Origin of the sequence: Kluyvera sichuanensis, from assembly GCF_014218705.1 — a bacterium.
In the GTDB taxonomy this organism is placed as follows: domain Bacteria; phylum Pseudomonadota; class Gammaproteobacteria; order Enterobacterales; family Enterobacteriaceae; genus Kluyvera; species Kluyvera sichuanensis.
Genome location: NZ_JABBJF010000036.1, coordinates 1 through 22,420, shown reverse-complemented (window position 1 = coordinate 22,420; position 22,420 = coordinate 1). Strand labels below are relative to the sequence as shown.

At 55.7% G+C, this 22,420-nt stretch carries 21 protein-coding genes and 2 tRNA genes; 2 read left to right on the top strand and 21 right to left on the bottom strand.

Annotated features, from left to right (window positions below):
• Positions 1-5: 5 nt before the first annotated feature.
• From mrdB to leuS, 9 genes are all read right to left on the bottom strand, one after another.
• Positions 6-1,118, bottom strand: coding sequence for a peptidoglycan glycosyltransferase MrdB (mrdB, locus tag HII27_RS23710; RefSeq protein ID WP_185669832.1), 1,113 nt, complete (start codon positions 1,116-1,118; stop codon positions 6-8).
• A gap of 2 nt (positions 1,119-1,120) precedes the next feature.
• The gene (mrdA, locus tag HII27_RS23705; RefSeq protein ID WP_185669831.1) at positions 1,121-3,022 is read right to left on the bottom strand and encodes a peptidoglycan DD-transpeptidase MrdA; all 1,902 of its coding nucleotides are present in this window, start codon (positions 3,020-3,022) and stop codon (positions 1,121-1,123) included.
• A gap of 26 nt (positions 3,023-3,048) precedes the next feature.
• Positions 3,049-3,516: a 23S rRNA (pseudouridine(1915)-N(3))-methyltransferase RlmH gene (gene rlmH, locus HII27_RS23700; protein WP_035894327.1), complete on the bottom strand. Its 468-nt coding sequence runs from the start codon at positions 3,514-3,516 to the stop codon at positions 3,049-3,051.
• 3 nt (positions 3,517-3,519) lie between these two features.
• Complete coding sequence (gene rsfS / locus HII27_RS23695; RefSeq protein WP_185669830.1) at positions 3,520-3,837, bottom strand: ribosome silencing factor; 318 nt, start codon at positions 3,835-3,837, stop codon at positions 3,520-3,522.
• A gap of 260 nt (positions 3,838-4,097) precedes the next feature.
• Positions 4,098-4,709: an adenosylcobalamin/alpha-ribazole phosphatase gene (locus HII27_RS23690; RefSeq protein WP_185669829.1), complete on the bottom strand. Its 612-nt coding sequence runs from the start codon at positions 4,707-4,709 to the stop codon at positions 4,098-4,100.
• A 23-nt stretch (positions 4,710-4,732) separates the two neighbouring features.
• Positions 4,733-5,392, bottom strand: coding sequence for a nicotinate-nucleotide adenylyltransferase (gene nadD, locus HII27_RS23685; protein ID WP_185669828.1), 660 nt, complete (start codon positions 5,390-5,392; stop codon positions 4,733-4,735).
• The gene (holA, locus tag HII27_RS23680; RefSeq protein WP_185669827.1) at positions 5,385-6,416 is read right to left on the bottom strand and encodes a DNA polymerase III subunit delta; all 1,032 of its coding nucleotides are present in this window, start codon (positions 6,414-6,416) and stop codon (positions 5,385-5,387) included. The genes nadD and holA overlap by 8 nt, the downstream gene beginning before the upstream one ends.
• Positions 6,416-6,988 carry an LPS assembly lipoprotein LptE gene (lptE, locus tag HII27_RS23675; RefSeq protein ID WP_185669826.1) on the bottom strand — a complete coding sequence of 191 codons (573 nt, stop codon included), beginning with the start codon at positions 6,986-6,988 and terminating at the stop codon, positions 6,416-6,418. Before lptE ends, holA begins: the two co-directional genes overlap by 1 nt.
• 14 nt (positions 6,989-7,002) lie before the next feature.
• A complete protein-coding gene (gene leuS / locus HII27_RS23670; protein ID WP_185669825.1) occupies positions 7,003-9,585 on the bottom strand; it encodes a leucine--tRNA ligase in 2,583 nt (860 codons plus the stop codon).
• Positions 9,586-9,810: 225 nt separating this feature from the next.
• Between leuS and HII27_RS23665 the strand changes: the two genes are divergently transcribed.
• Positions 9,811-10,293: a zinc ribbon-containing protein gene (locus HII27_RS23665; protein WP_185669824.1), complete on the top strand. Its 483-nt coding sequence runs from the start codon at positions 9,811-9,813 to the stop codon at positions 10,291-10,293.
• Positions 10,294-10,374: 81 nt separating this feature from the next.
• Here HII27_RS23665 and rihA read toward each other — a convergent pair whose 3' ends face one another.
• The 10 genes from rihA to miaB form a co-directional block, all read right to left on the bottom strand.
• Positions 10,375-11,310 carry a pyrimidine-specific ribonucleoside hydrolase RihA gene (rihA, locus tag HII27_RS23660; protein ID WP_185669823.1) on the bottom strand — a complete coding sequence of 312 codons (936 nt, stop codon included), beginning with the start codon at positions 11,308-11,310 and terminating at the stop codon, positions 10,375-10,377.
• A gap of 184 nt (positions 11,311-11,494) precedes the next feature.
• Complete coding sequence (gene gltL, locus HII27_RS23655; RefSeq protein WP_185669822.1) at positions 11,495-12,220, bottom strand: glutamate/aspartate ABC transporter ATP-binding protein GltL; 726 nt, start codon at positions 12,218-12,220, stop codon at positions 11,495-11,497.
• On the bottom strand, positions 12,220-12,894 hold the full coding sequence (gene gltK, locus HII27_RS23650; RefSeq protein WP_185669821.1) for a glutamate/aspartate ABC transporter permease GltK: 675 nt from the start codon (positions 12,892-12,894) through the stop codon (positions 12,220-12,222). The genes gltL and gltK overlap by 1 nt, the downstream gene beginning before the upstream one ends.
• Positions 12,894-13,634: an amino acid ABC transporter permease gene (locus HII27_RS23645; RefSeq protein ID WP_035894314.1), complete on the bottom strand. Its 741-nt coding sequence runs from the start codon at positions 13,632-13,634 to the stop codon at positions 12,894-12,896. The genes gltK and HII27_RS23645 overlap by 1 nt, the downstream gene beginning before the upstream one ends.
• A gap of 166 nt (positions 13,635-13,800) precedes the next feature.
• Positions 13,801-14,721 (bottom strand): amino acid ABC transporter substrate-binding protein, encoded by a 921-nt coding sequence (locus HII27_RS23640; RefSeq protein WP_185669820.1) that lies wholly within the window; start codon positions 14,719-14,721, stop codon positions 13,801-13,803.
• A gap of 438 nt (positions 14,722-15,159) precedes the next feature.
• Entirely contained in the window at positions 15,160-16,698 is a 1,539-nt protein-coding gene (lnt, locus tag HII27_RS23635; RefSeq protein ID WP_185669819.1) for an apolipoprotein N-acyltransferase, read from the bottom strand.
• A gap of 5 nt (positions 16,699-16,703) precedes the next feature.
• Complete coding sequence (gene corC, locus HII27_RS23630) at positions 16,704-17,582, bottom strand: CNNM family magnesium/cobalt transport protein CorC (protein ID WP_185669850.1); 879 nt, start codon at positions 17,580-17,582, stop codon at positions 16,704-16,706.
• 120 nt (positions 17,583-17,702) lie between these two features.
• The gene (gene ybeY, locus HII27_RS23625; RefSeq protein ID WP_185669818.1) at positions 17,703-18,170 is read right to left on the bottom strand and encodes an rRNA maturation RNase YbeY; all 468 of its coding nucleotides are present in this window, start codon (positions 18,168-18,170) and stop codon (positions 17,703-17,705) included.
• A complete protein-coding gene (locus HII27_RS23620; protein WP_185669817.1) occupies positions 18,167-19,213 on the bottom strand; it encodes a PhoH family protein in 1,047 nt (348 codons plus the stop codon). Before HII27_RS23620 ends, ybeY begins: the two co-directional genes overlap by 4 nt.
• Positions 19,214-19,366: 153 nt before the next feature.
• Positions 19,367-20,791 carry a tRNA (N6-isopentenyl adenosine(37)-C2)-methylthiotransferase MiaB gene (gene miaB, locus HII27_RS23615; protein WP_185669816.1) on the bottom strand — a complete coding sequence of 475 codons (1,425 nt, stop codon included), beginning with the start codon at positions 20,789-20,791 and terminating at the stop codon, positions 19,367-19,369.
• 149 nt (positions 20,792-20,940) lie between these two features.
• Between miaB and ubiF the strand changes: the two genes are divergently transcribed.
• Positions 20,941-22,116 carry a 3-demethoxyubiquinol 3-hydroxylase gene (ubiF, locus tag HII27_RS23610; protein ID WP_185669849.1) on the top strand — a complete coding sequence of 392 codons (1,176 nt, stop codon included), beginning with the start codon at positions 20,941-20,943 and terminating at the stop codon, positions 22,114-22,116.
• A 108-nt stretch (positions 22,117-22,224) separates the two neighbouring features.
• Here ubiF and HII27_RS23605 read toward each other — a convergent pair.
• Positions 22,225-22,299: transfer RNA gene (locus HII27_RS23605), tRNA-Gln, on the bottom strand.
• A 37-nt stretch (positions 22,300-22,336) separates the two neighbouring features.
• A tRNA-Gln gene (locus HII27_RS23600) sits at positions 22,337-22,411 on the bottom strand.
• Positions 22,412-22,420: the final 9 nt, after the last annotated feature.

Here is a 22,420-nt window from a genome sequence, read left to right as displayed (position 1 = left end):
ACCCCTTAGACGCTTTTTGACAACATTTTTCTGTGTGTATGTATCGACATCACGATACCGAACCCGGCCATCAGTACGATCAGGGCGGAGCCCCCGTAGCTGACCAGCGGTAGCGGCACGCCAACCACCGGCAAGATGCCACTTACCATACCAATATTTACGAAGACATAAACGAATAAAATCAGCATTAAACCACCGGCCATGACGCGGCCGAAGGACGTCTGCGCCTGGGCGGCAATCCACAGCCCGCGCATAATCAGCAGGACGTAGAGCGCCAGCAGGATAAGGATGCCAATAAGCCCCAGTTCTTCGGAGAGAACCGCGAAGATAAAGTCGGTGTGGCGCTCCGGCAGGAATTCGAGCTGCGATTGTGTACCGTGCAGCCAGCCTTTGCCGCGCAGGCCACCGGAACCAATGGCGATTTTAGACTGAATAATGTGATAACCCGCACCGAGTGGGTCTGATTCCGGATCCATCAGCATCATGACGCGCTGGCGCTGGTAGTCGTGCATCAGGAAGAACCACAGAATCGGGATAAAGGCGGCGACCAGCAGGACGGCGACCAGAATCAGGCGCCAGCTTAAACCCGCGAGGAACAGCACGAACAGGCCGGACAGGGCGATCAGGATTGAGGTACCGAGGTCAGGCTGAGCGGCAACCAGCAGGGTCGGCAGGAAGATCAGCACCAGCGCAATGCCGGTGTTTTTCAGCGTCGGCGGACAAACATCGCGGTTGATAAAGCGCGCGACCATCAGCGGCACCGCAATTTTGGCAATCTCCGACGGCTGGAAGCGGACGATACCGAGATCCAGCCAGCGCTGCGCCCCTTTGGATATCGCCCCGAAGGCATCTACCGCGACCAGCAGTATAATGCAGAAGATATAGAGCCACGGCGCCCAGCCTTCGTACACGCGCGGTGGGATCTGCGCCATCACAATCATGATGACGAGGCCCATTGCAATCTGGCCGATTTTACGTTCCATCATGCCCATGTCCTGGCCGCTGGCGCTCCAGATAACCAACGCACTGTAGGTCAGCAGCGCCAGCAGAATGAGCAGCATAGCTGGGTCGAGGTGGATCTTATCCCAGAACGATTTTTTGTTCGGATTATCCGTCATGTTTATTGGTCCTCCGCCGCGGCGGCCGCTGGGTTTTCAGCCGGTAAATCGGTGTTGTTATCGCCCAGCATGATGTGATCAAGAATTTGACGCATGATGGTACCGACCGCCGGGCCTGCACCACCGTTTTCTAAAATAATAGCGACCGCCACCTGTGGGTCGTTATACGGCGCAAACGCGGTCATTAATTTGTGGTCACGCAGACGCTCCGCAATACGGTGGGCGTTATACGTTTCGTTGGCCTTCAGGCCAAAGACCTGCGCGGTACCTGATTTAGCAGCAATCTTATACGGTGCGCTGGCAAAATATTTGTGCGCGGTACCATTGCCACGGTTGGCAACGCCGAACATCCCGTCTTTGGCAATTTCCCAATAGCCGGAATGGATGTCGCCTATCGGCGGCTCCTGCGGCTGTATCCACGGCACTTTCTTGCCTTCTTCGACGGTGCTAGCCAGCAGGTGAGGCGTTTTGATGATGCCATCGTTAATCAGGATCATCAGCGCTTTGCTCATCTGGATAGGGGTTGCCGTCCAGTAACCCTGGCCGATCCCCACCGGAATGGTATCGCCCTGATACCATGGTTTTTTAAAGCGTTTAAGCTTCCATTCACGGGTTGGCATATTACCGGAGCGCTCTTCCGCAAGGTCGATGCCGGTATAGTCGCCGTAGCCGAACTTGCTCATCCACTCTGACAAACGGTCAATACCCATATCATAGGCGACCTGGTAGAAGAAGGTATCCGCAGACTCTTCCAGCGCTTTGGTAACGTTCAGGTGGCCGTGGCCCCATTTTTTCCAGTCACGATAGCGTTTTTCTGAGCCTGGAAGCTGCCACCACCCTGGGTCAAACAGGCTGGTGTTGCGGTTAATTACGCCAGCGCTCATGGCGGAGACCGCCACATACGGCTTCACCGTGGAGGCCGGAGGGTAAACCCCCTGGGTAGCGCGGTTGACCAGCGGCGTATTCGGATCGTTTAACAGGCCGCTGTAGTCTTTACTGGAGATACCATCAACGAACAGGTTAGGGTCGTAGCTTGGCATTGAGACCAGCGCCAGAATGCTGCCGTTGCGCGGGTCAGTGACCACCACGGCGGCACGGCTGCCGGCCAGCAGCGTCTCGATATACTGCTGCAGTTTGAGGTCGAGCGTCAGGTAGATATCGTGACCGGCCTGCGGCGGGACTTCTTTGAGCTGGCGGATAACGCGGCCACGGTTGTTGACTTCAACCTCTTCGTAGCCGGTCTGCCCGTGCAGCATGTCTTCGTAATAGCGCTCAATGCCCAGCTTGCCGATATCATGGGTTGCCGCATAGTTGGCGAGCTTGCCATCTTTATCGAGGCGGTCGACGTCTTTATCGTTAATTTTAGAGACGTAGCCGATAACGTGGGTTAGGGCAGAACCATATGGATAGAAGCGTCGCTTATAACCTTTAACCTCAACGCCCGGGAAGCGGTACTGGTTGACGGCAAAGCGCGCCACCTGCACTTCGGTGAGATTGGTTTTCAGCGGAATAGAGGTAAATCGGTGCGAACGTGCGCGCTCTTTTTTAAAGGCGGCAATATCGTCATCGGAAAGATCGACAACGCTGCGCAGGCCATCAATGGTCTCCTGCACGCTGTCGACTTTTTCCGGCATGATTTCCAATTGGTAGATGGTGCGGTTAAGCGCCAGCGGCGTACCGTTACGATCGTAAATAATGCCGCGGCTTGGCGCGATAGGCACCAGCTTGATACGGTTTTCGTTAGAACGCGTTTGGTAGTCGGTAAAACGAACGATCTGCAAATTGTAGAGGTTGGCAATCAGCACGCCGGTAAGCAGCAAAATTCCCAAAAAAGCGACCACCGCCCGGCGCACAAATAGCGCGGACTCTGCCGTATAGTCGCGAAAAGAATTCTGTAGTTTCATTCGCTGCTTAATCTACCTAGGTCTCATTACTCGCGGTGGTAAGGGTGGTTGGTGGTGATGCTCCACGCCCGATAAAGGCTTTCGGCTACCAGCACGCGCACAAGCGGGTGCGGGAGCGTCAGCGTGGAGAGCGACCAACTTTGTTCTGCTGCGGCTTTGCATGCCGGGGAAAGCCCTTCTGGTCCGCCGATAAGCAGGCTAACGTCACGCCCGTCACCTTTCCAGCGTTCCAGTTCACGTGCAAGCTGCGGCGTATCCCAGGGTTTGCCTGGAATATCCAGCGTGACGATACGGTTTTTTCCTGCGGCGGCGAGCATTAACTCGCCCTCTTTATCCAGAATACGTTTGATGTCGGCGTTTTTACCGCGCTTGCCGGCAGGAATTTCCACCAGTTCGAACGGCATATCTTTCGGAAAACGACGAAGGTATTCGGTAAATCCGGTTTGTACCCAGTCAGGCATTTTGGTGCCGACGGCGACCAACTGCAGCTTCACAACTTAACCCCAGAGCTTTTCCAGTTCATACAGGCGACGGCTGTCTTCCTGCATGACATGGACAATGACATCGCCTAAATCAACAACAATCCAGTCGCCGGCATTTTCGCCTTCAACGCCCAGCGGCAGCAGGCCAGCAGCGCGGGATTCCTGGACCACATGATCGGCAATGGACATAACGTGGCGGCTAGAGGTGCCAGTACAGATAACCATGCAATCAGTGATGCTGGATTTACCCTGAACATCAATGGTGATGATGTCCTGACCTTTCAAATCATCAATTTTGTCGACAACAAAATCCTGGAGTGCTTTACCCTGCAAGTGTTCCCCCTGGGGTGTGAAGATAAACGGTATTAAACAGCCAGACAGTATACCCGAATTGAAAATATTATCGGGACAAAAAATCACCGAACGGGCGTTCTGGCGGGCTATCATCCCATCCCTTAGCGCTGATTGCATCGCCATTTTTGTAAAACAATTTCTGTCCACAAGTGTTGGAGGGGGATGATTCTGGCTGCGGAGGATAACAGCCTTGCAACGTGTGTCAATGGGTGGACGGAGGTCTGGTGCAGAAATCCGTTTTATTCCGCTTCCGGCAGCCAGATTGCGCGACTATTGAGCACCCGCAGGGTGACAAATTCCGCTGAATAATCAATGACGCTCCACGCGCCGTGGTCGATGCGGAAATGCCACATTCCGGCCATCGGCATGCCGAGCAGCAGCGCGGTCAGCAGGCTAAGCACGCCTTGATGGCTGACGATCAGCAGGTTGTGGTCATCATAGTGGGCAAGCTCGGCGGCAAACGCTGAAACGCGGCGGGAGAAATCGGGGAAACCTTCGCCGTTGGTCGGGGCGGCGTGCTGCCAGTCGGCGCACCAGGCGGCGTAGTTCTCTTTATCTTCAATCCGAAGATCGCGGTGATGGCGCATCTCCCAGTCGCCGAAAAACATTTCGTTCAACAGCGGGTGAGGGGTGATAGGGATTCGTCGCTCGCCCAGCAGCAGGCGTGCCGTGTGCAGGGTGCGCTCCAGCTCGCTGCACAGTACGCGGTCGAAGGGAACCTGATGCAGCATTTCGCCAAGGCGTTCAGCCTGCTGCTGGCCTTTAACGGTCAGCGGGGTCGGCGCGTGGCCGCTGTACAGTCCTGCCACGTTGGCTTCGGTTTCACCGTGACGTACTAGCCAGATTTTCATCGCGTCTCCCCTGGTGTATGACGCTAAGCGCCGTGGTGATACAGTCCCTGGTTGATGATGTAAGAGAGTACGGCCTCCGGCATCATCTCTTCACAGGACTCACCGCGCTCTAAGCGTTCGCGAATCAGCGTGGCGGAAACATCAAACCACGGCGTTTCTGCCAGGTAAATTTTCCCTGCCGGCTGATGATGCAGATCTTCGATGTTGCTGGTGAGATGGCGATCCAGCCACTGCTGGTGCTCCTCCTGCTTCATGGTCAACGGATAGCCCGGCCGACGCGTGACCAGTAGGTGAGCGTTGTCGAGAATCGTCTCGTAGCGCTCCCAGCTTGGGAAGGTAAGCAGCGAATCCTGGCCGATGATAAAGGCGAGCGGTTGCTCTGGACCCTGTTCCTGTCGCCACTCCTGTAGCGTATCCGCCGTCCAGGACGGCGTGTCACGGCGCAGTTCGCGTTCGTCGAGCACAAACAGCGGCTTATCGGCAATGGCCAGCTCGACCATAAACTTACGCTGTTCGCTAGTGGCTTCCGGCTGCGGACGGTGCGGCGGCACGTTATTGGGCATAATGATGACCCGAGACAGGCCTATCTGGTTAGCCAGAATCTCTACTGGTTTGAGGTGACCATAGTGAATGGGATCGAAGGTCCCGCCGAAAAGCGCCTGTAGTTTTGCCATATCATCCATCGATAAAAACGTCGGCCAGTGCTTTATGACAAAGCAGCAGCGACAAACTTTCCAGTTCAGCCCAGACCGACTGACCGTAATCCTGTTTCAGCGTCAGCTCTGCGTGACTTAACAGCGTCACGGCCTGACGAAGCTGTGCGGCGCTTAGGCGGTTGAGCGCATCGCCCACCATGCCGCGACGGTTTTGCCAGACCCGATGCTTATCAAACAATGCGCGCAGCGGAGTGTGTGCGCTTTGACGCTTTAAGGTCACCAGCATGAGCAGTTCACGCTGTATGGTGCGCAGCAGGATAACCGGCTCGCTGCCTTCCAGACGTAGCTGCTGCAGGATATGCAGCGCGCGTTTGCTCTTGCCAGCTAACAGGGCATCGACCCAGTGGAAAGGGGTAAAGTGCGCGGCATCGTTGACGGCTTGTTCAACGCGAGGCAGCGTCAGCTTGCCGTCCGGCCACAGCAGCGACAGTCGCTCCAGCGCCTGTGACAGCGCCAGCAGGTTGCCTTCATAGCAGTAGCAGAGCAGTTGGCTCGCGGGTTCATCAAGCTGCAGGTTGTTCTGCTTCGCGCGGTTAGCCAGCCAGCGCGGTAAATTCGCGGGTTCCGGCGTCTGACAGCTAATCTGCACGGCGCGGGTCGCCAGAGCGGTCAGCCAGGCGGCGTTTTCCTGCGCTTTGGTCAGCTTGTTGCCGCGAATAATCAGCAGGAGATCGTCATGCAGCAGGCTCACCAGCGTGGCGAGCTGTTCGTTGAGCGCGGCGTTAGGGCCGTTTTCAGGCAGCAGCAACAGCAGCGTCTGGCGGCTGGCGAACAGGCTCATCGCCTGGCAGAGGGAAAAAAGCTCGTTCCAGTCGGTGCTGGCGTCAAGCGTGAAGGTATGGTGCTCGATAAAGCCTTCGCTGACGGCGGCATGCCGGATGGCGTCCTGGCTTTCCTGGAGGAAAAGGGGGTCATTACCGAGCAGGAGATACGCCGCGCGCAGCCCTTCAGAGAGCTGCGCGCGGAGTTGTTCTGGGTACAACCGAATCATCAGTTACCCAGAGTGGTTGATACACGAGAGCTGGCGGCAGGCGGGGTCGCCTGATTTTCCGCACTCTCTTTGGCATCGGCAATGTGTACGCTTGGCAGCTTACGAATCAACTGTTCAGCCGCTTTCTGGTACATCTCTTGTACGATCATGCCCTGCTCGCTGTCTTTCGCCAGCGCTTTCTGCGGGTTGTCGAAGAACGAACGGTACACTTTGGTCGAGATAGGGAAAATATCCTGACCTGGGATAAGTACCGTGGCGTTAACCGTCATCACCATCTGATATTCAGCCGTTTGACCATTCTGGAACACGGAAGCCGTATCCTGCTGGAGGCTATATGAACCCAGACGCAGGGACGGGACGTCCTGGCGCGTCGTGCTTTGATCAAGCACGGTAATGCCACTCGTTCTCAGCTGTTCGCGAACTGCGCGGCTCAGAGGGCCGTTTGGATCGCTAGACTGGAAAATCAGTGTTTTCATTTCGTCCGGCACCAGCGTGGTACTACGCAGATGCCAGCCGCATCCGGCGGTGACCAGCACCGCCAAAGATAACAACAATGTTGTCAGGTATCGCACGCTTCCTCCCGCGCTTAGCCAACGACCAGGTTAAGCAGCTTGCCCGGTACGTAAATCACTTTACGCACGGTTACGCCCTCAAGGTATTTCGCAACCAGGTGTTCCTGGCCTGCACGCTCACGAACTTGCTCTTCAGTCGCATCAACCGCAACGGTGATTTTACCGCGAACTTTACCGTTGACCTGAACCACGACCAGCGTGGTGTTTTCCACCATCGCTTTCTCGTCAGCCACCGGCCACGGCGCGTTGTCGATATCGCCTTCGCCGCCCAGCTCCTGCCACAGCGTGAAGCTAACGTGTGGGGTGAACGGGTTGAGCATACGCACGACGGCCAACAGCGATTCCTGGATCAGCGCTCTGTCCTGCTCGCCTTCCTGCGGTGCTTTCGCCAGTTTGTTCATCAGCTCCATGATCGCCGCGATGGCGGTGTTGAAGGTCTGACGACGACCGATATCATCGGTAACTTTAGCAATAGTTTTATGAACGTCACGGCGCAGTGCCTGCTGATCTTCCGTTAACGCATCGACGTTCAGCGCCGCAACCGGGCCCTGAGCGGTGTGTTCGTAGACCAGTTTCCAGACGCGTTTCAGGAAGCGGTTCGCCCCTTCAACGCCGGATTCTTGCCATTCCAGGGTCATATCCGCTGGAGAAGCAAACATCATGAACAGACGCACGGTATCCGCACCGTAGCGCTCAACCATCACCTGCGGGTCGATGCCGTTGTTTTTGGACTTGGACATTTTGCTCATGCCGGTATACACCAGTTCATGACCCGCCGCGTCCTTCGCTTTCACGATACGGCCTTTCTCGTCGCGCTCAACGATAGCGTCAACTGGGGAAACCCAGTTACGTTCGCCGTTTGCGCCCACGTAGTAGAAGGCATCCGCCAGCACCATGCCCTGACACAGCAGCTGTTTAGCCGGTTCGTCAGAGTTGACCATGCCCGCATCACGCATCAGTTTGTGGAAGAAGCGGAAGTAGAGCAGGTGCATGATGGCGTGTTCGATACCGCCAATGTAGATATCAACCGGCAGCCAGTAGTTCGCCGCTTTAGAGTCCAGCATGCCTTCCTGATACTGCGGGCAGGTGTAACGCGCGTAGTACCATGAAGATTCCATGAAGGTGTCGAAGGTGTCGGTTTCACGCAGCGCAGGCATACCGTTAACGGTGGTTTTTGCCCACTCTGGGTCGGCTTTGATCGGGCTGGTGATGCCGTCCATGACCACATCTTCCGGCAGGATAACCGGCAGCTGATCTTCTGGGGTTGGCAGCACGGTGCCATCTTCCAGCGTCACCATTGGGATTGGCGCACCCCAGTAGCGCTGACGGGATACGCCCCAGTCGCGCAGACGGTAGTTCACTTTACGCTCGCCCACGCCCATCGCCGTCAGTTTGTCAGCAATAGCGTTGAAGCCGTCTTCAAAGCTCAGGCCGTCGAACTCGCCGGAGTTAAACAGGGTGCCTTTTTCGGTCAGCGCCTGCTCGGAGAGATCCGGCTTGCTGCCGTCTGCGGCAAGGATAACCGGCTTGATGTTCAGGCCGTATTTAGTCGCAAATTCATAGTCGCGCTGATCGTGGCCCGGAACGGCCATCACTGCGCCAGTACCGTACTCCATCAGGACGAAGTTTGCCGCCCATACCGGGATCGCTTCACCGGTCAGTGGGTGAATGGCTTTAAAGCCGGTGTCGACGCCTTTTTTCTCCATGGTCGCCATATCGGCTTCAGCCACTTTGGTGTTGCGGCATTCGTCGACGAAAGCTGCCAGGGCTGGGTTGTTCGCCGCAGCCTGCTGTGCCAGCGGGTGACCCGCAGCAACGGCCAGGTAGGTGCAGCCCATAAAGGTATCTGGACGGGTGGTGTAAACGGTCAGCTTGTTGGCGTAGTCGTTAACGTCAAAGGAGATTTCAACCCCTTCGGAACGGCCGATCCAGTTGCGCTGCATCGTTTTCACGGTGTCAGGCCAGTGATCCAGGTTATCCAGATCGCGCAGCAGTTCGTCAGCGTAAGCGGTGATTTTGATAAACCACTGTGGGATCTCTTTACGCTCAACTTTGGTATCGCAGCGCCAGCAGCAGCCGTCGATAACCTGTTCGTTCGCCAGTACGGTCTGGTCATTCGGACACCAGTTCACCGCAGAGGTCTTCTTGTACACCAGGCCTTTTTTATACAGCTCGGTGAAGAACTTCTGCTCCCAGCGATAGTATTCTGGGGTGCAGGTGGCCAGTTCGCGGCTCCAGTCATAGCCAAAGCCCAGCATTTTGAGCTGGTTTTTCATGTACGCGATGTTGTCGTAGGTCCATGGCGCAGGCGCAGTGTTATTTTTTACCGCAGCACCTTCAGCCGGCAGGCCGAACGCATCCCAGCCGATTGGCTGCAGAACGTTTTTGCCCAGCATGCGCTGATAGCGAGCAATAACGTCGCCGATGGTGTAGTTACGGACGTGGCCCATGTGTAGTCGACCAGAAGGATAGGGAAGCATCGACAGGCAGTAATACTTCTCTTTGCTCTCGTCTTCAGTAACTTCAAATGTGCGCTTCTCATCCCAGTGAAGCTGGACTTTCGATTCTATCTCTTCCGGGCGGTATTGCTCTTGCATGGCAGCCAGTGATCCTGTTTTCAATACAGCTACAAATGTAGCCTATAGATGTGGTATTTCAGATCCGCATAGCATAGCCCAAACGTTCACGTCAAAACAGCCTTTCGCACGTTAAGGCGGCGAAAAGCTCCGAGCGTCATTTATCAACTCTGTGGTGAAGCTGGCAAAGCAGAAATCAAATAACGGCTATTATTAGAAGAGGTTAACTGGCTGGGAGAGGAAACAATGAACAAGGTTGCTCAAATTTACCGTGAATTAGTGGGCTCGCTAACTGAACGTCTGCGCAATGGTGAACGCGATATCGATGCCCTGGTCGCGCAGGCGCGGGCGAAGGTCGCACAAACCAGCGAGTTAACGCGTACTGAAATAGATGAACTGCTGCGCGCCGTTCGTCGTGACCTCGAAGAGTTCGCGATGAGCTACAGCGAAAGCCAGGAAGATGATTCCGACAGCGTGTTTTTGCGGGTGATTAAGGAAAGTATCTGGCAGGAGTTGGTGGATATTACCGACAAAACGCAGCTGGAATGGCGCGAAGTGTTCCAGGACCTGAACCATCACGGGGTGTATCACAGTGGGGAAGTGGTGGGGTTGGGTAACCTGGTGTGTGAGAAGTGTCACTACCATCTGGCGGTGTATACGCCGGACGTGCTGCCGCGCTGCCCGAAGTGCGGGCATGACCAGTTCCAGCGTCGGCCGTTCGAGCCGTAATGGGCATTCCCGGGGGCACTCCGTTCGCCCGGGCTACATGAGGATTGTAGCCCGGCCAAGCGCAGCGCCGCCGGGGCAGGCTCAATGGTAAAACGCTAACCGTTCAGCCAACAGATCAACAAATGCCTCTCGGTCTACGTCCACCATGACCGTCGCGTTCGGTTTATTCCCCGTCAGGAAGTAGTAATCCACCACCGTCATACCCTGCGTGTATTTCCCCTGCGTCTCAACACCAACCCAGCGCTCAACGGTAGTGAAGATCTCCGGCTTCAGCAGCCAGGCGATGGTACACGGGTCGTGCAGCGGCGCGCCAACAAAGCCCCACTTTTCATCCTTGTGGTATTCCATAAAGAAGTCGAGTAGCTCGGCAACAATGGTTGAAATCGGGTTGCCAATCGCGCGAAAACGTTCGGTATCGGCAGCGTGGATTTGCGCTTTATGCGTCACATCAAGTCCAGCCATGACGACCGGAATTCCCGACTGGAAGACGATTTCCGCGGCTTCCGGATCAACAAAGATGTTGAACTCGGCGGCAGGCGTCCAGTTGCCGAGCGTCATCGCACCGCCCATGATAACGATGCGGGCGATTTTTGCGTGCAGCTCCGGGTGGCCGTTGAGCAGCAGCGCGACGTTGGTTTGCGGGCCTGTTGATACGATAGTGACCGGCTGCGGGCTTTCACGTAGGGTTTTGGCCATCAGCTCAACGGCGGTGCAAGGCTGCGGTGCAAAGGACGGCTCCGGCAACGCCGGGCCATCAAGCCCGCTCTCGCCGTGAACGTTGTCGGCAATAATCAGCTCACGCATCAACGGCTTTATCGCGCCGCGAGCGACTGGAATATCCGGACGCTGGAGCAGCGTCAACATGCGCAGGACGTTACGCAGGGTTTTGTCCGGCGTCTGGTTACCGGCGGAAGAGGTGATAGCTTTCACCTCCAGCTCAGGTGAGGCGAGGGCGAGAACAATAGCGATCGCGTCATCATGACCCGGGTCGCAATCAAGAATAATTGGCAGTGCCATAGCGGTTCCTTGTCAGCATTATTTTGTGACAAGGGTAAATCCTGCATGTGGAATGAACGAGAGCAGAAACGCGAAAGCGTGATGAGACGCGCAAAAGGGTAGCCCGGCCGAGCGAAGCGACGCCGGGATAGCTCAGTGCCCGACCCGGCGTCGCTTCGCTCGGCCGGGCAACATGAGGTTGGGATTAGTGCAGGATTTTGGCGAGGAAATCTTTCGCGCGGTCAGATTTCGGGTTAGCGAAGAAGGCCTCTTTGTCGGCATCTTCAACGATCTTGCCCTCGTCCATAAAGATAACTCTGTTGGCCACCTTGCGCGCAAAGCCCATTTCGTGAGTCACCACCATCATGGTCATCCCTTCATGGGCCAGCTCGACCATCACGTCCAGCACTTCGTTGATCATCTCAGGATCGAGCGCCGATGTTGGTTCATCAAACAGCATTGCGACCGGATCCATACAGAGCGCACGGGCGATTGCCACACGCTGCTGCTGGCCGCCGGAGAGCTGCGCCGGGAACTTGTTGGCGTGCGCGGAAAGCCCTACTCGCTCGAGCAGCTTTAAGCCTTTTTCGCGGGCCGCGGCTTTATCGCGTTTCAGAACCTTAACCTGCGCCAGCGTCAAGTTCTCGATGATCGACAGGTGCGGGAACAGCTCGAAGTGCTGGAACACCATGCCGACGTGAGAACGCAGCTTCGCGAGGTCGGTTTTTTTGTCGTTGACCTTAGTGCCGTTGACCAGGATTTCTCCCTGCTGTACTGGCTCAAGACCGTTAACGGTTTTAATCAGCGTGGATTTGCCGGAGCCGGACGGCCCGCACACCACCACCACTTCGCCTTTTTTCACTTCCGTGGAGCAATCGGTCAGCACCTGAAAGTGACCATACCATTTAGAGACGTTTTTCAGGGTAATCATTATACGGTCCTTTTCTTCAAGTAGCTGACCAGCAGCGAGGCGCTAAGGCTAATCACAAAATAGACAAAACCAGCAAACAGAATCATTTCCACCTGAGTCCCGTCACGCTCACCAATCGTGGAAGCGGTACGGAAGAAGTCCGCGAGGCTCAGGACGTACACCAGCGAGGTATCCTGGAACAGGACAATCCCCTGGGTTAGCAGCAGCGGCACCATGGCGCGGAAAGCCTGCGGCAGAATGATGAGCTTCATTGATTGCCAGTGGGTCATCCCCAGCGCCAGTGCGGCGCTGGACTGCCCGCGCGAGATGCTCTGAATACCTGCACGGATAATCTCGGAGTAGTAGGCGGCTTCAAACATCGAGAACGCCACCATCGCCGAGATCAGGCGGATATCGCTTTTTGGTGACAGCCCAAGCACGTTTTGCAGGAAGCCCGGCACAATCAGGTAGAACCACAGCAGCACCATCACCAGCGGCACGGAGCGGAAAATATTGACGTAGGCTTTAGCAAACCAGGCAACAGGTTTAAACGCCGACAGGCGCATCACCGCCAGCAGCGTACCCCAGACGATACCGATGATAATCGCCGTGACGGTAATTTTGAGGGTGATAACCAGACCTGCCAGCAGGTAAGGCATCGACGGAACAATCGAACTCCAGTCAAAATCGTACATTATTTACCTCCCAGATTGCCTGGCAGGCGGATTTTGCGTTCCACCAGCGCCATTACCAGCATAATCACGGCGTTAATGAAGACGTAGGCGAGGGTGATCGCCGTAAAGGATTCCCAGGCGTGCGCGGAGTAGTCCAGCAACTTGCCTGCCTGCGCGGCCATATCGACCAGACCAATCGTGGAGGCGATGGCCGAGTTCTTCACCAGGTTCATCATCTCGGAGGTCATTGGCGGCACAATTACGCGATAGGCGTTCGGCAGCAGCACGTAGCGGTAGGTTTGCGGTAGCGTCAGGCCCATCGCCAGACCGGCGTTCTTCTGCCCGCGCGGCAGCGACTGAATGGCGGCGCGCACCTGCTCGCAGACGCGGGCGGCGGTGAACAGACCCAGACAGATCATCGAAGAGAGGAAGAACTGGATGTTCGGATCCAACTCCGACTTAAACCACATGCCGAGATTTTCCGGCAGTAATTCCGGCACCACGAGGTACCAGGTAAAGAACTGCACAATCAGCGGGACGTTACGGAACAGCTCGACGTAGCAGGTGCCGAGTGAGGATAAAAAGCGGTTAGGAACGGTACGCAGGATGCCGAACAGCGAGCCGACGAGGAAAGCGATAATCCAGGCGGTAATCGAGAGTGCGACGGTGACCTGAAAGCCGCTCCACAGCCAGCCGAGATAGGTGGTGTTGCCGAATGGGGCCTGTTGTAAAAAGATACCCCAGTTCCAGTCTATTGACATAATGAACTCCAGAAAAAAAAGGGTAGCAGTACGACCTGCTACCCTCGAAGATTGTGGAACAGCGTTTTGCGGTATTCAGGCCAGGTGGGGAACGACCACCTGACGTATAGTCTGTCCGTGCTGAACTACAATCGAGAGGGCAGATTTATCCGCCCCATTTTTTTAATTAGTTAAGTGCTTTGTCGTTTGGCGTTTTGAACAGCGTTTTCATCTCTTCTGACAGCTCAAAGTTCATGTTCAGGTTTTTCGGTGGAATTGGGTTTTTGAACCACTTATCAAACCATTTCGCCGCTTCGCCTGAAGTCTGTGCCTGAGCGATGGTGTCATCCATCAGCTTTTTGAAGTCCGGGTCGTTTTTACGCAGCATACAGCCGTAAGCTTCCTGAGACTGCGGCTTGCCGACGATCTCCCAATTGTCTGGTTTCTTGGCTTTCGCACGTTCACCAGCCAGCAGGGCATCATCCATCATAAACGCCACCGCACGACCGCTTTCCAGGGTACGGAAGGAGTCACCGTGGTCTTTGGCGCTGATGATGCGCATATTCATTTTTTGCTCGTCGTTCAGCTTGTGCAGCAGAATTTCAGAGGTAGTACCGGAGGTCACAACCACCGCTTTGTCTTTCAGATCCGGGAAGTCTTTAATCGGGCCGCCTTTTTTCACCAGCAGACGCGTACCGACCACGAAGATGGTGTCGGAGAATGCAGCCTGTTTCTGGCGTTCGACGTTGTTGGTGGTAGAGCCACACTCAAAGTCGAAGGTGCCGTTTTGCAGCAGTGGAATACGGTTCTGGGAAGTGATTGGAATCAGCTTCACGTCCAGTTTCGGGTTGTTGAGCTTTTTCTTGATAGCGTCAACGATGGCGTTGGAGTAGTCCTGAGAGTAACCGACCACTTTCTGCTGGTTGTCGTAGTAGGAGAACGGCACAGATGATTCGCGGTGGCCAACGACGATAACGCCGTTTTTAGCAATTTTATCCAGCGTCGATTGCTGCGCGGCATCGGCGGCAGGCTGTGCGTCTTCTGCATGCGCCAGGCCAGCGGTCACACCCATGACCAGCATGGCGGCGGCCAGTTTACGTAATTGCATATCCAACTCCTTTATCCTCTGCATCGGCAAAGATGCATTGATACCCATTGTGATTGTTGTGTTGTTCTCGCTGCGTCTTTAGCGTGCAGCGTTATGTGTGTTTGTTAGCATTTAGTTTGGCTTAATGTAAAGATTTTGCTGCCTTATTGTTTATTTTTGCGAAGCGCGCCGCACCGATTTGAGGCAAAAATCGCAGTTTGCACGATTTTGGTGCTACCGATGTGTTGTTGTGGTGCAACTTAGTTGCGCCAGTCGGTGGTGTGCAGCCTCTTGATTATATTAAGCAATTGGCGTGCCAGAATGGGCTTTGTGAGGGAGGTTTACGAGTGGAAAAGGACCTGTAGGCCTGATAAGCACAGCGCCATCAGGCGCCATACGGCACGGTTGCCGGATGGCGGCGTACCGCCTTATCCGGCCTACATTCGGTAGTGCAGAGTTTTACTTGCGACGCTGACGCAGGCTCATCACCAGCGCACCAAAACCAAACAGTGCGGTAATCAGCCACACGGTCCAGTCGCCGGTACGTGCATACGGCGTTAACCCGGTGGTTGGCGTCACTTTGGTGGTCAGTACCTGACGCGTGAACTGCGGGATCATCGCCTGAATTTCACCGCGTGGGCCAATCACGGCGGTAATGCCGTTGTTGGTGCTACGCAGCAGCGGACGCGCCAGCTCCAGCGCGCGCATGCGTGCCATCTGGAGGTGCTGCCACGGGCCGATAGACTTACCAAACCACGCATCGTTAGAGATAGTCAGCAGGAAGTTGGTGTCCGGGCGGAAGTTGTCGCGCACCTGCTGGCCGAGAATAATCTCGTAGCAGATAGCAGCGGTTAGCTTCAGGTTATGCGCCTGCAGCTGCGGCTGGACGTACGGCCCACGGCTGAATGACGACATCGGCAGGTCAAAGAACGGCGCGAGCGGGCGCAGAATCGACTCCAGCGGGACAAACTCACCAAATGGCACCAGGTGATTTTTGTTGTAACGGTTGGTCGACTCGTAGCTGTACGGGCTGTCTTTACCCAGCGTGATGATGGTGTTGTAAGTGTCGTAGCGGTTCTGCTTATTGAGTCGCTGGTCGACAATACCGGTAATAAGCGTGCTGTCTTTGGCGCGCAGTAAATCATCCATCATGCTCAGGAAGCGCTGCTGGTTGATTTCCAGATCCGGAATCGCCGACTCCGGCCAGATAATCAGCTGCGATTTGCCCATCACCTGCTCGGTGGCATCAAGGTAGATTTTCAGCGTATTAATCAACTGGCCTTCATCCCACTTCATGGCCTGTGGAATATTGCCCTGCACCAGTGAAACCTGAGTGGTTTTGTCGGTTTGCAGGGTATACCACTGGATGTAACGCAGTGGGAACGGCAGGGCGAAGAGAATGACGCCAACGACCAGAGGACGCCAGTTGCGGGTCACCAATGCCAGCACTAACAGCCCGCTTACCGCCATCAGCAGGAAGTTGATGGCCTCAACGCCCATCAGCGGCGCCAGCCCTTTCAGCGGGCCGTCAATCTGGCTGTAGCCAAACTGCAGCCACGGGAAGCCGGTCAGCACCCAGCCGCGCAGGAACTCGGTGATTTGCCAGACAACCGGCGCGGCAATAGCGACGCGAACCCAGTTGGTTTTCGGCCACAAGCGCGACAGAATGCCGGCAAACAAGCCGGTATAGAGCGAGAGATAGGCGGCCAGCAGCACGACGAGGAAGACGTTGACCGGGCCCGGCATACCGCCAAACTGCGCGATGCTGACGTAGACCCAGTTAATGCCGGTACCAAACAGGCCAAAGCCCCAGAAATAACCAATGGCGGCGGCCTGCACGGGACGACGGTTAAGCGTCAGCACCTGCAGCCCTATCAGCGAAACAATCGCTGCTGGCCAGAAGTCATAGGGAGAAAAAGCCAGCGTACCGCTGGCTCCGAAAAGTAGCGCCAGCAGCAGACGAATGCGCTGGCGTTCAAGCAGTGAGGCAAATGCCATGAAGGTTATTCATCCAGTTTCGGTTGTGGGGAATCGTCCGGGATTTTAACGTGAACCTGAATAATACGACGGCTGTCCGCCATAGCGACCTTAAACTGGTAACCATCGATGTCGATGGTTTCCCCACGGGCAGGCAGGTGGCCAAAGGCCTGCATTACCAGACCGCCAATGGTGTCCACTTCGTCATCGCTGAAGTGGGTGCCGAACGCGTCGTTGAAGTCCTCAATAGAGGCCAGCGCGCGTACCGTCCAGGTGTGGCGGCTGAGCTGACGGAAGTCGATATCGTCCTCTTCGTCATACTCATCTTCAATTTCGCCGACAATCAGTTCGAGAATGTCTTCAATCGTCACCAGACCCGATACGCCGCCAAACTCATCGATAACGATGGCCATATGGTAGCGCTGGGAGCGGAACTCCTTCAGCATACGGTCAACCCGTTTGCTTTCCGGCACGACAACCGCGGTGCGTAACACTTTATCCATGCTGAAGGCTTCGGAGTCGCTGCGCATAAACGGCAGCAGATCTTTCGCCATCAGGATCCCTTCGATGTGATCTTTATCCTCACTGATCACCGGGAAGCGCGAGTGGGCGGACTCGATGATCACATCAAGACATTCGTCCAGGGTCTGGTTGCGTTTCAGGGTAATCATTTGGGAGCGCGGGATCATGATGTCGCGGACGCGTTGGTCTGCGATATCCATTACCCCTTCAAGCATATCGCGCGTATCTTCATCGATAAGCTCGTTCTGCCCGGAATCACGGATCAGCGCCAGGAGATCGTCACGGTTTTTTGGTTCACCGTGGAAAAGCTGGCTGAGTAAGAGGGAGAAGAATCCCTTTTTGCTGTTTACTGTGTCACTACTGTGTGAATTGTCGTCGCTCATGGCGTCGTTTGGGTTCTCATGTTGATTTAACTGTCGCTCGTCACGCGTAAATTCAGCGCCGGACGGCATGTGTACTCGTCTTACTTCAAGTATAAAAAGGCAGGGCCGAAGCCCTACCGTTTATTCTTTCTCGGAAATGTACGGATCCTCATAGCCCAGAGCAAGCATTATCTCTGTCTCGAGGCTTTCCATCTCTTCCGCTTCCTCATCTTCGATATGGTCATAGCCCAGCAGATGCAGGCTACCGTGCACCACCATATGCGCCCAGTGGGCTTCCAGCGGCTTGCCTTGCTCAACGGCTTCCTGCTCAACGACCTGGCGGCAGATGATCAAATCGCCCAGCAGCGGCATTTCCATTCCCGGCGGTGCTTCAAACGGGAATGACAGCACGTTGGTTGGCTTATCCTTGCCGCGGTAGGTGAGGTTCAGTTCGTGGCTTTCAGCCTCATCCACCAGGCGAATCGTAACTTCTGATTCTTCCTGAAACTGTGGGATGACGGCATCCAGCCATGCCTGAAACTGACTTTCTTCTGGCAGACCGGTGTTGTTTTCACAGGCCAACTGGAGATCGAGGATCACCTGACTCATTTCTGCTCCTGCGCCTGAGCTTCGCGTTTACGTTCCGCGGCCTGCTCGGCTTTACGTTTTTGATCGGCTTCTTCCCACGCCTCGTAAGCGTTAACGATGCGGGCAACCACCGGGTGGCGCACCACGTCTTCGCTGTGGAAGAAGTTAAAGCTAATTTCATCGACTTCAGCCAGCACTTCAATAGCGTGGCGCAGGCCAGATTTGGTGCTGCGCGGCAGGTCAATCTGGGTGACGTCGCCGGTAATCACCGCCTTGGAGTTGAAGCCGATACGGGTCAGGAACATTTTCATCTGTTCGATGGTGGTGTTCTGGCTCTCATCAAGGATGATAAAGGCATCGTTCAGCGTACGGCCGCGCATGTAGGCCAGCGGCGCAACTTCGATGACGTTACGCTCCATCAGCTTTTCGACTTTCTCGAAGCCCAGCATCTCGAACAGCGCGTCGTACAGCGGGCGCAGATACGGGTCAACCTTCTGGCTTAAATCGCCCGGCAGGAAGCCGAGTTTTTCGCCCGCTTCGACCGCAGGGCGGGTCAGCAGAATACGGCGAATCTCCTGGCGCTCCAGCGCATCAACGGCGGCGGCGACGGCAAGGTAGGTTTTACCGGTACCGGCAGGGCCTACGCCGAAGGTGATGTCGTGGTCGAGAATATGGGCGATATACTGCGCCTGGTTCGGCGTACGCGGTTTAATCACCCCGCGTTTGGTTTTGATATTGATGGCTTTGCCGTAATCCGGCACGCTCTCCGCGCTCTGTTCCAGCACGCGCGCTTCTTTAATCGCCAGGTGAATCTGTTCCGGCTCAATATCCTGAAGCTGGCCGCGCATTGGCGCGGTATCAACGTACAGGCTGCGTAGAATGTCGGCAGCGGCGGTCACGCAGATAGCGCGTCCCGTCAGTTTGAAATGGTTATCGCGGCGGTTGATCTCGATGCCCAGTCGTCGCTCCAGCTGTTTGATATTGTCATCAAACGGGCCACACAGGCTCAGCAGACGGGCATTGTCGGCTGGCTCCAGGGTAATTTCGCGAGTGTCTATGTTCAAACTGTTCCTCTTATGCATGAGTTGCCGGTAGTAAGACGTGACCGGCTGATAAAGGAATTATTCACGCCGCAGTAAAAAGGCGCAAGCATTGCAGTAAATATGGGGATGACGGCAGGAAATACAAGGCCCGTCAGGGGAGACGGGCCAGGGCGATTATGGCTGATAAATCCCAACGCCAGCGTCGCTCTCTTTGCGAGTACGCGCAATCACCGACTCCGGTGATTCAACGATACGCAGGCCCATTTCGTCCTCGGTGCGCACCAGCTTGCCGCGCAGTGAGTTAGTGTAGACGTCAACGATCTCCACATCGACGAATTTACCGACCATATCCGGCGTACCTTCAAAGTTGACCACGCGGTTGTTCTCGGTGCGTCCGGTCAGCTCCATAATGCTCTTACGGGAAGTGCCTTCTACCAGAATGCGCTGCACGGTGCCGAGCATACGACGGCTCCAGGCCATTGCCTGTTGGTTGATGCGTTCCTGCAGAATGTAGAGGCGCTGTTTTTTCACCTCTTCCGGCACGTCGTCGACCATATCGGCCGCTGGCGTTCCCGGACGCGCGGAGAAGATAAAGCTAAAGCTGACGTCAAAGTTCACGTCGCCAATCAGCTTCATGGTCTGCTCAAAGTCCTGGTCGGTTTCGCCCGGGAAGCCGACGATAAAGTCGGAGCTAATCTGAATATCCGGGCGCGCTTCACGCAGCTTACGGATGGTGGATTTGTACTCCAGCGCGGTATGGGTACGCCCCATCATGTTCAGCACACGGTCAGCGCCGCTCTGAATCGGCAGATGCAGGAAGCTCACCAGCTCCGGGGTATCGCGGTAGACATCGATAATATCGTCGGTAAATTCGATCGGATGGCTGGTGGTGAAACGGATACGGTCGATGCCGTCAATTGCCGCCACCAGACGCAGCAGCTCGGCAAAGCTGCCGGTAGTACCGTCGAAGTTCTCACCGCGCCAGGCGTTGACGTTCTGCCCCAGCAGGTTGACTTCGCGCACGCCCTGAGCGGCCAATTGGGCAATCTCAAACAGAATATCGTCGTACGGACGGCTGACCTCTTCACCACGGGTGTACGGCACCACGCAGTAGGTGCAGTATTTATTGCAGCCTTCCATGATCGAGACAAACGCGGTCGGGCCGTCGGCGCGCGGCTCCGGCAGGCGGTCAAACTTCTCGATTTCCGGGAAGCTGACGTCAACCACCGGGCGGCGGTTATTACGCACGGCATCGATCATTTCTGGCAGGCGGTGCAGGGTCTGCGGGCCAAAAACGATATCCACGTAGTGTGCACGTTGGCGGATAAGTTTGCCTTCCTGTGAGGCGACGCAGCCGCCAACACCAATAATCAGCTTAGGATTTTTTGCTTTAAGTAATTTCCAGCGGCCTAAAAGGTGGAAGACTTTCTCCTGGGCTTTCTCACGGATTGAGCAGGTATTCAGCAGCAGGACGTCGGCTTCTGCTGCGTTTTCAGTCAGTTGATACCCATGAGTGGCATCCAGCAGATCGGCCATCTTTGATGAATCGTATTCGTTCATCTGACAGCCCCAGGTTTTAATATGGAGTTTTTTTGTCATCGACTTGCTCTTGCTCAATTATGAATAGCCCACATTGCAGGGCGCGTATTGTAATGCTTTGGTGCGGTTGTGACCAGCTTGACGGTTATTGGCCTCAGAGGGCGAAAGTCCGGTAAACTGAAGGTATTCGGCTTTAAGGATAATAAATGATGACAATTCTACATAAAGACGTTGCGGTGGTTGGCGGCGGGATGGTCGGTGGTGCGCTGGCATTAGGGTTGGCGCAACAAGGGTTTTCCGTGGCGGTGCTGGAAAAGAGTCCGCCGCCGGACTTTGACCCGGCCTCACAGCCTGATGTCCGGATTTCAGCCATCAGCGCCGCGTCGGTGCAGCTGTTACGTGGCCTCGGCGTCTGGGACGCTGTGCTGGCAATGCGGGCACATCCCTGGCGTCGACTGGAGACCTGGGAGTGGCAAACCGCACACGTTGTTTTTGATGCCAGCGAGCTGAAGCTGCCTAACCTTGGCTATATGGTCGAGAACAACGTTCTGCAGTTGGCGCTTTGGCAGGCGCTGGAAGCGCATCCGCAGGTGACGTTGCTGCACGGTACGTCGCTCAATGCGATGCGGGCTGATGGAGATAGCCACGTTTTACAGCTTGATGATGACCGTCAGGTTTCGGTTCGCCTGGTGGTGGGCGCTGATGGCGCGCTTTCGCAGGTGCGTCAGCAGGCGGGAATTGGCACTAACGGCTGGCAGTATCCGCAGTCCTGCATGCTGATTACCGTACAGTGTGACAATGAACCGGGTGACAGCACCTGGCAACAGTTTACGCCAACCGGGCCGCGCGCTTTCTTACCGCTGTTCGATAAGTGGGCTTCGCTGGTGTGGTACGACACCCCGGCGCGGATCCGTCAGCTACAGTCGCTGCCGATGCCGCAACTACAGCGGGAAATCACGCGCCATTTTCCGGAACGTTTAGGAACTATCACGCCGGTTGCCGCCGGGGCATTTCCACTGACTCGCCGTCACGCGCAGCAGTATGTGCAGCCGGGGTTGGTGCTGATAGGCGATGCCGCACACACCATTCATCCGCTGGCGGGGCAGGGGGTAAACCTTGGCTATCGCGACGTCGATGCGCTGCTGGATGTGTTGGCAAACGCGCGTAGCATCGGCGAAGACTGGTCTAGCCTACCGGTGCTAGAGCGCTACCAGGCGCGCCGTCGAGTGGATAACTTGCTGATGCAAAGTGGGATGGATCTGTTCTACGCCGGTTTTAGCAACGATCTCGGCCCGCTGCGGATTTTACGCAACCTGGGGCTGATGGCGGCGCAGCGCGCGGGCGTGTTGAAGCGTCAGGCGCTGAAGTACGCGCTGGGATTATAGTTTGCTCGCTCGGGCGACATTGAAGTAGTAGCCCGGGCGAACGCAGTGACCCCGGGGATATAAAGGGATAAAAACAAAAAAAGCTCGCCGAAGCGAGCTTTTTGAAAATGGCTGGGGTACGAGGATTCGAACCTCGGAATGCTGGTATCAGAAACCAGAGCCTTACCGCTTGGCGATACCCCAACGGGTGCGTCCACAAAAGTGAACGACTTTTTGAAAATGGCTGGGGTACGAGGATTCGAACCTCGGAATGCTGGTATCAGAAACCAGAGCCTTACCGCTTGGCGATACCCCAACAATTTTT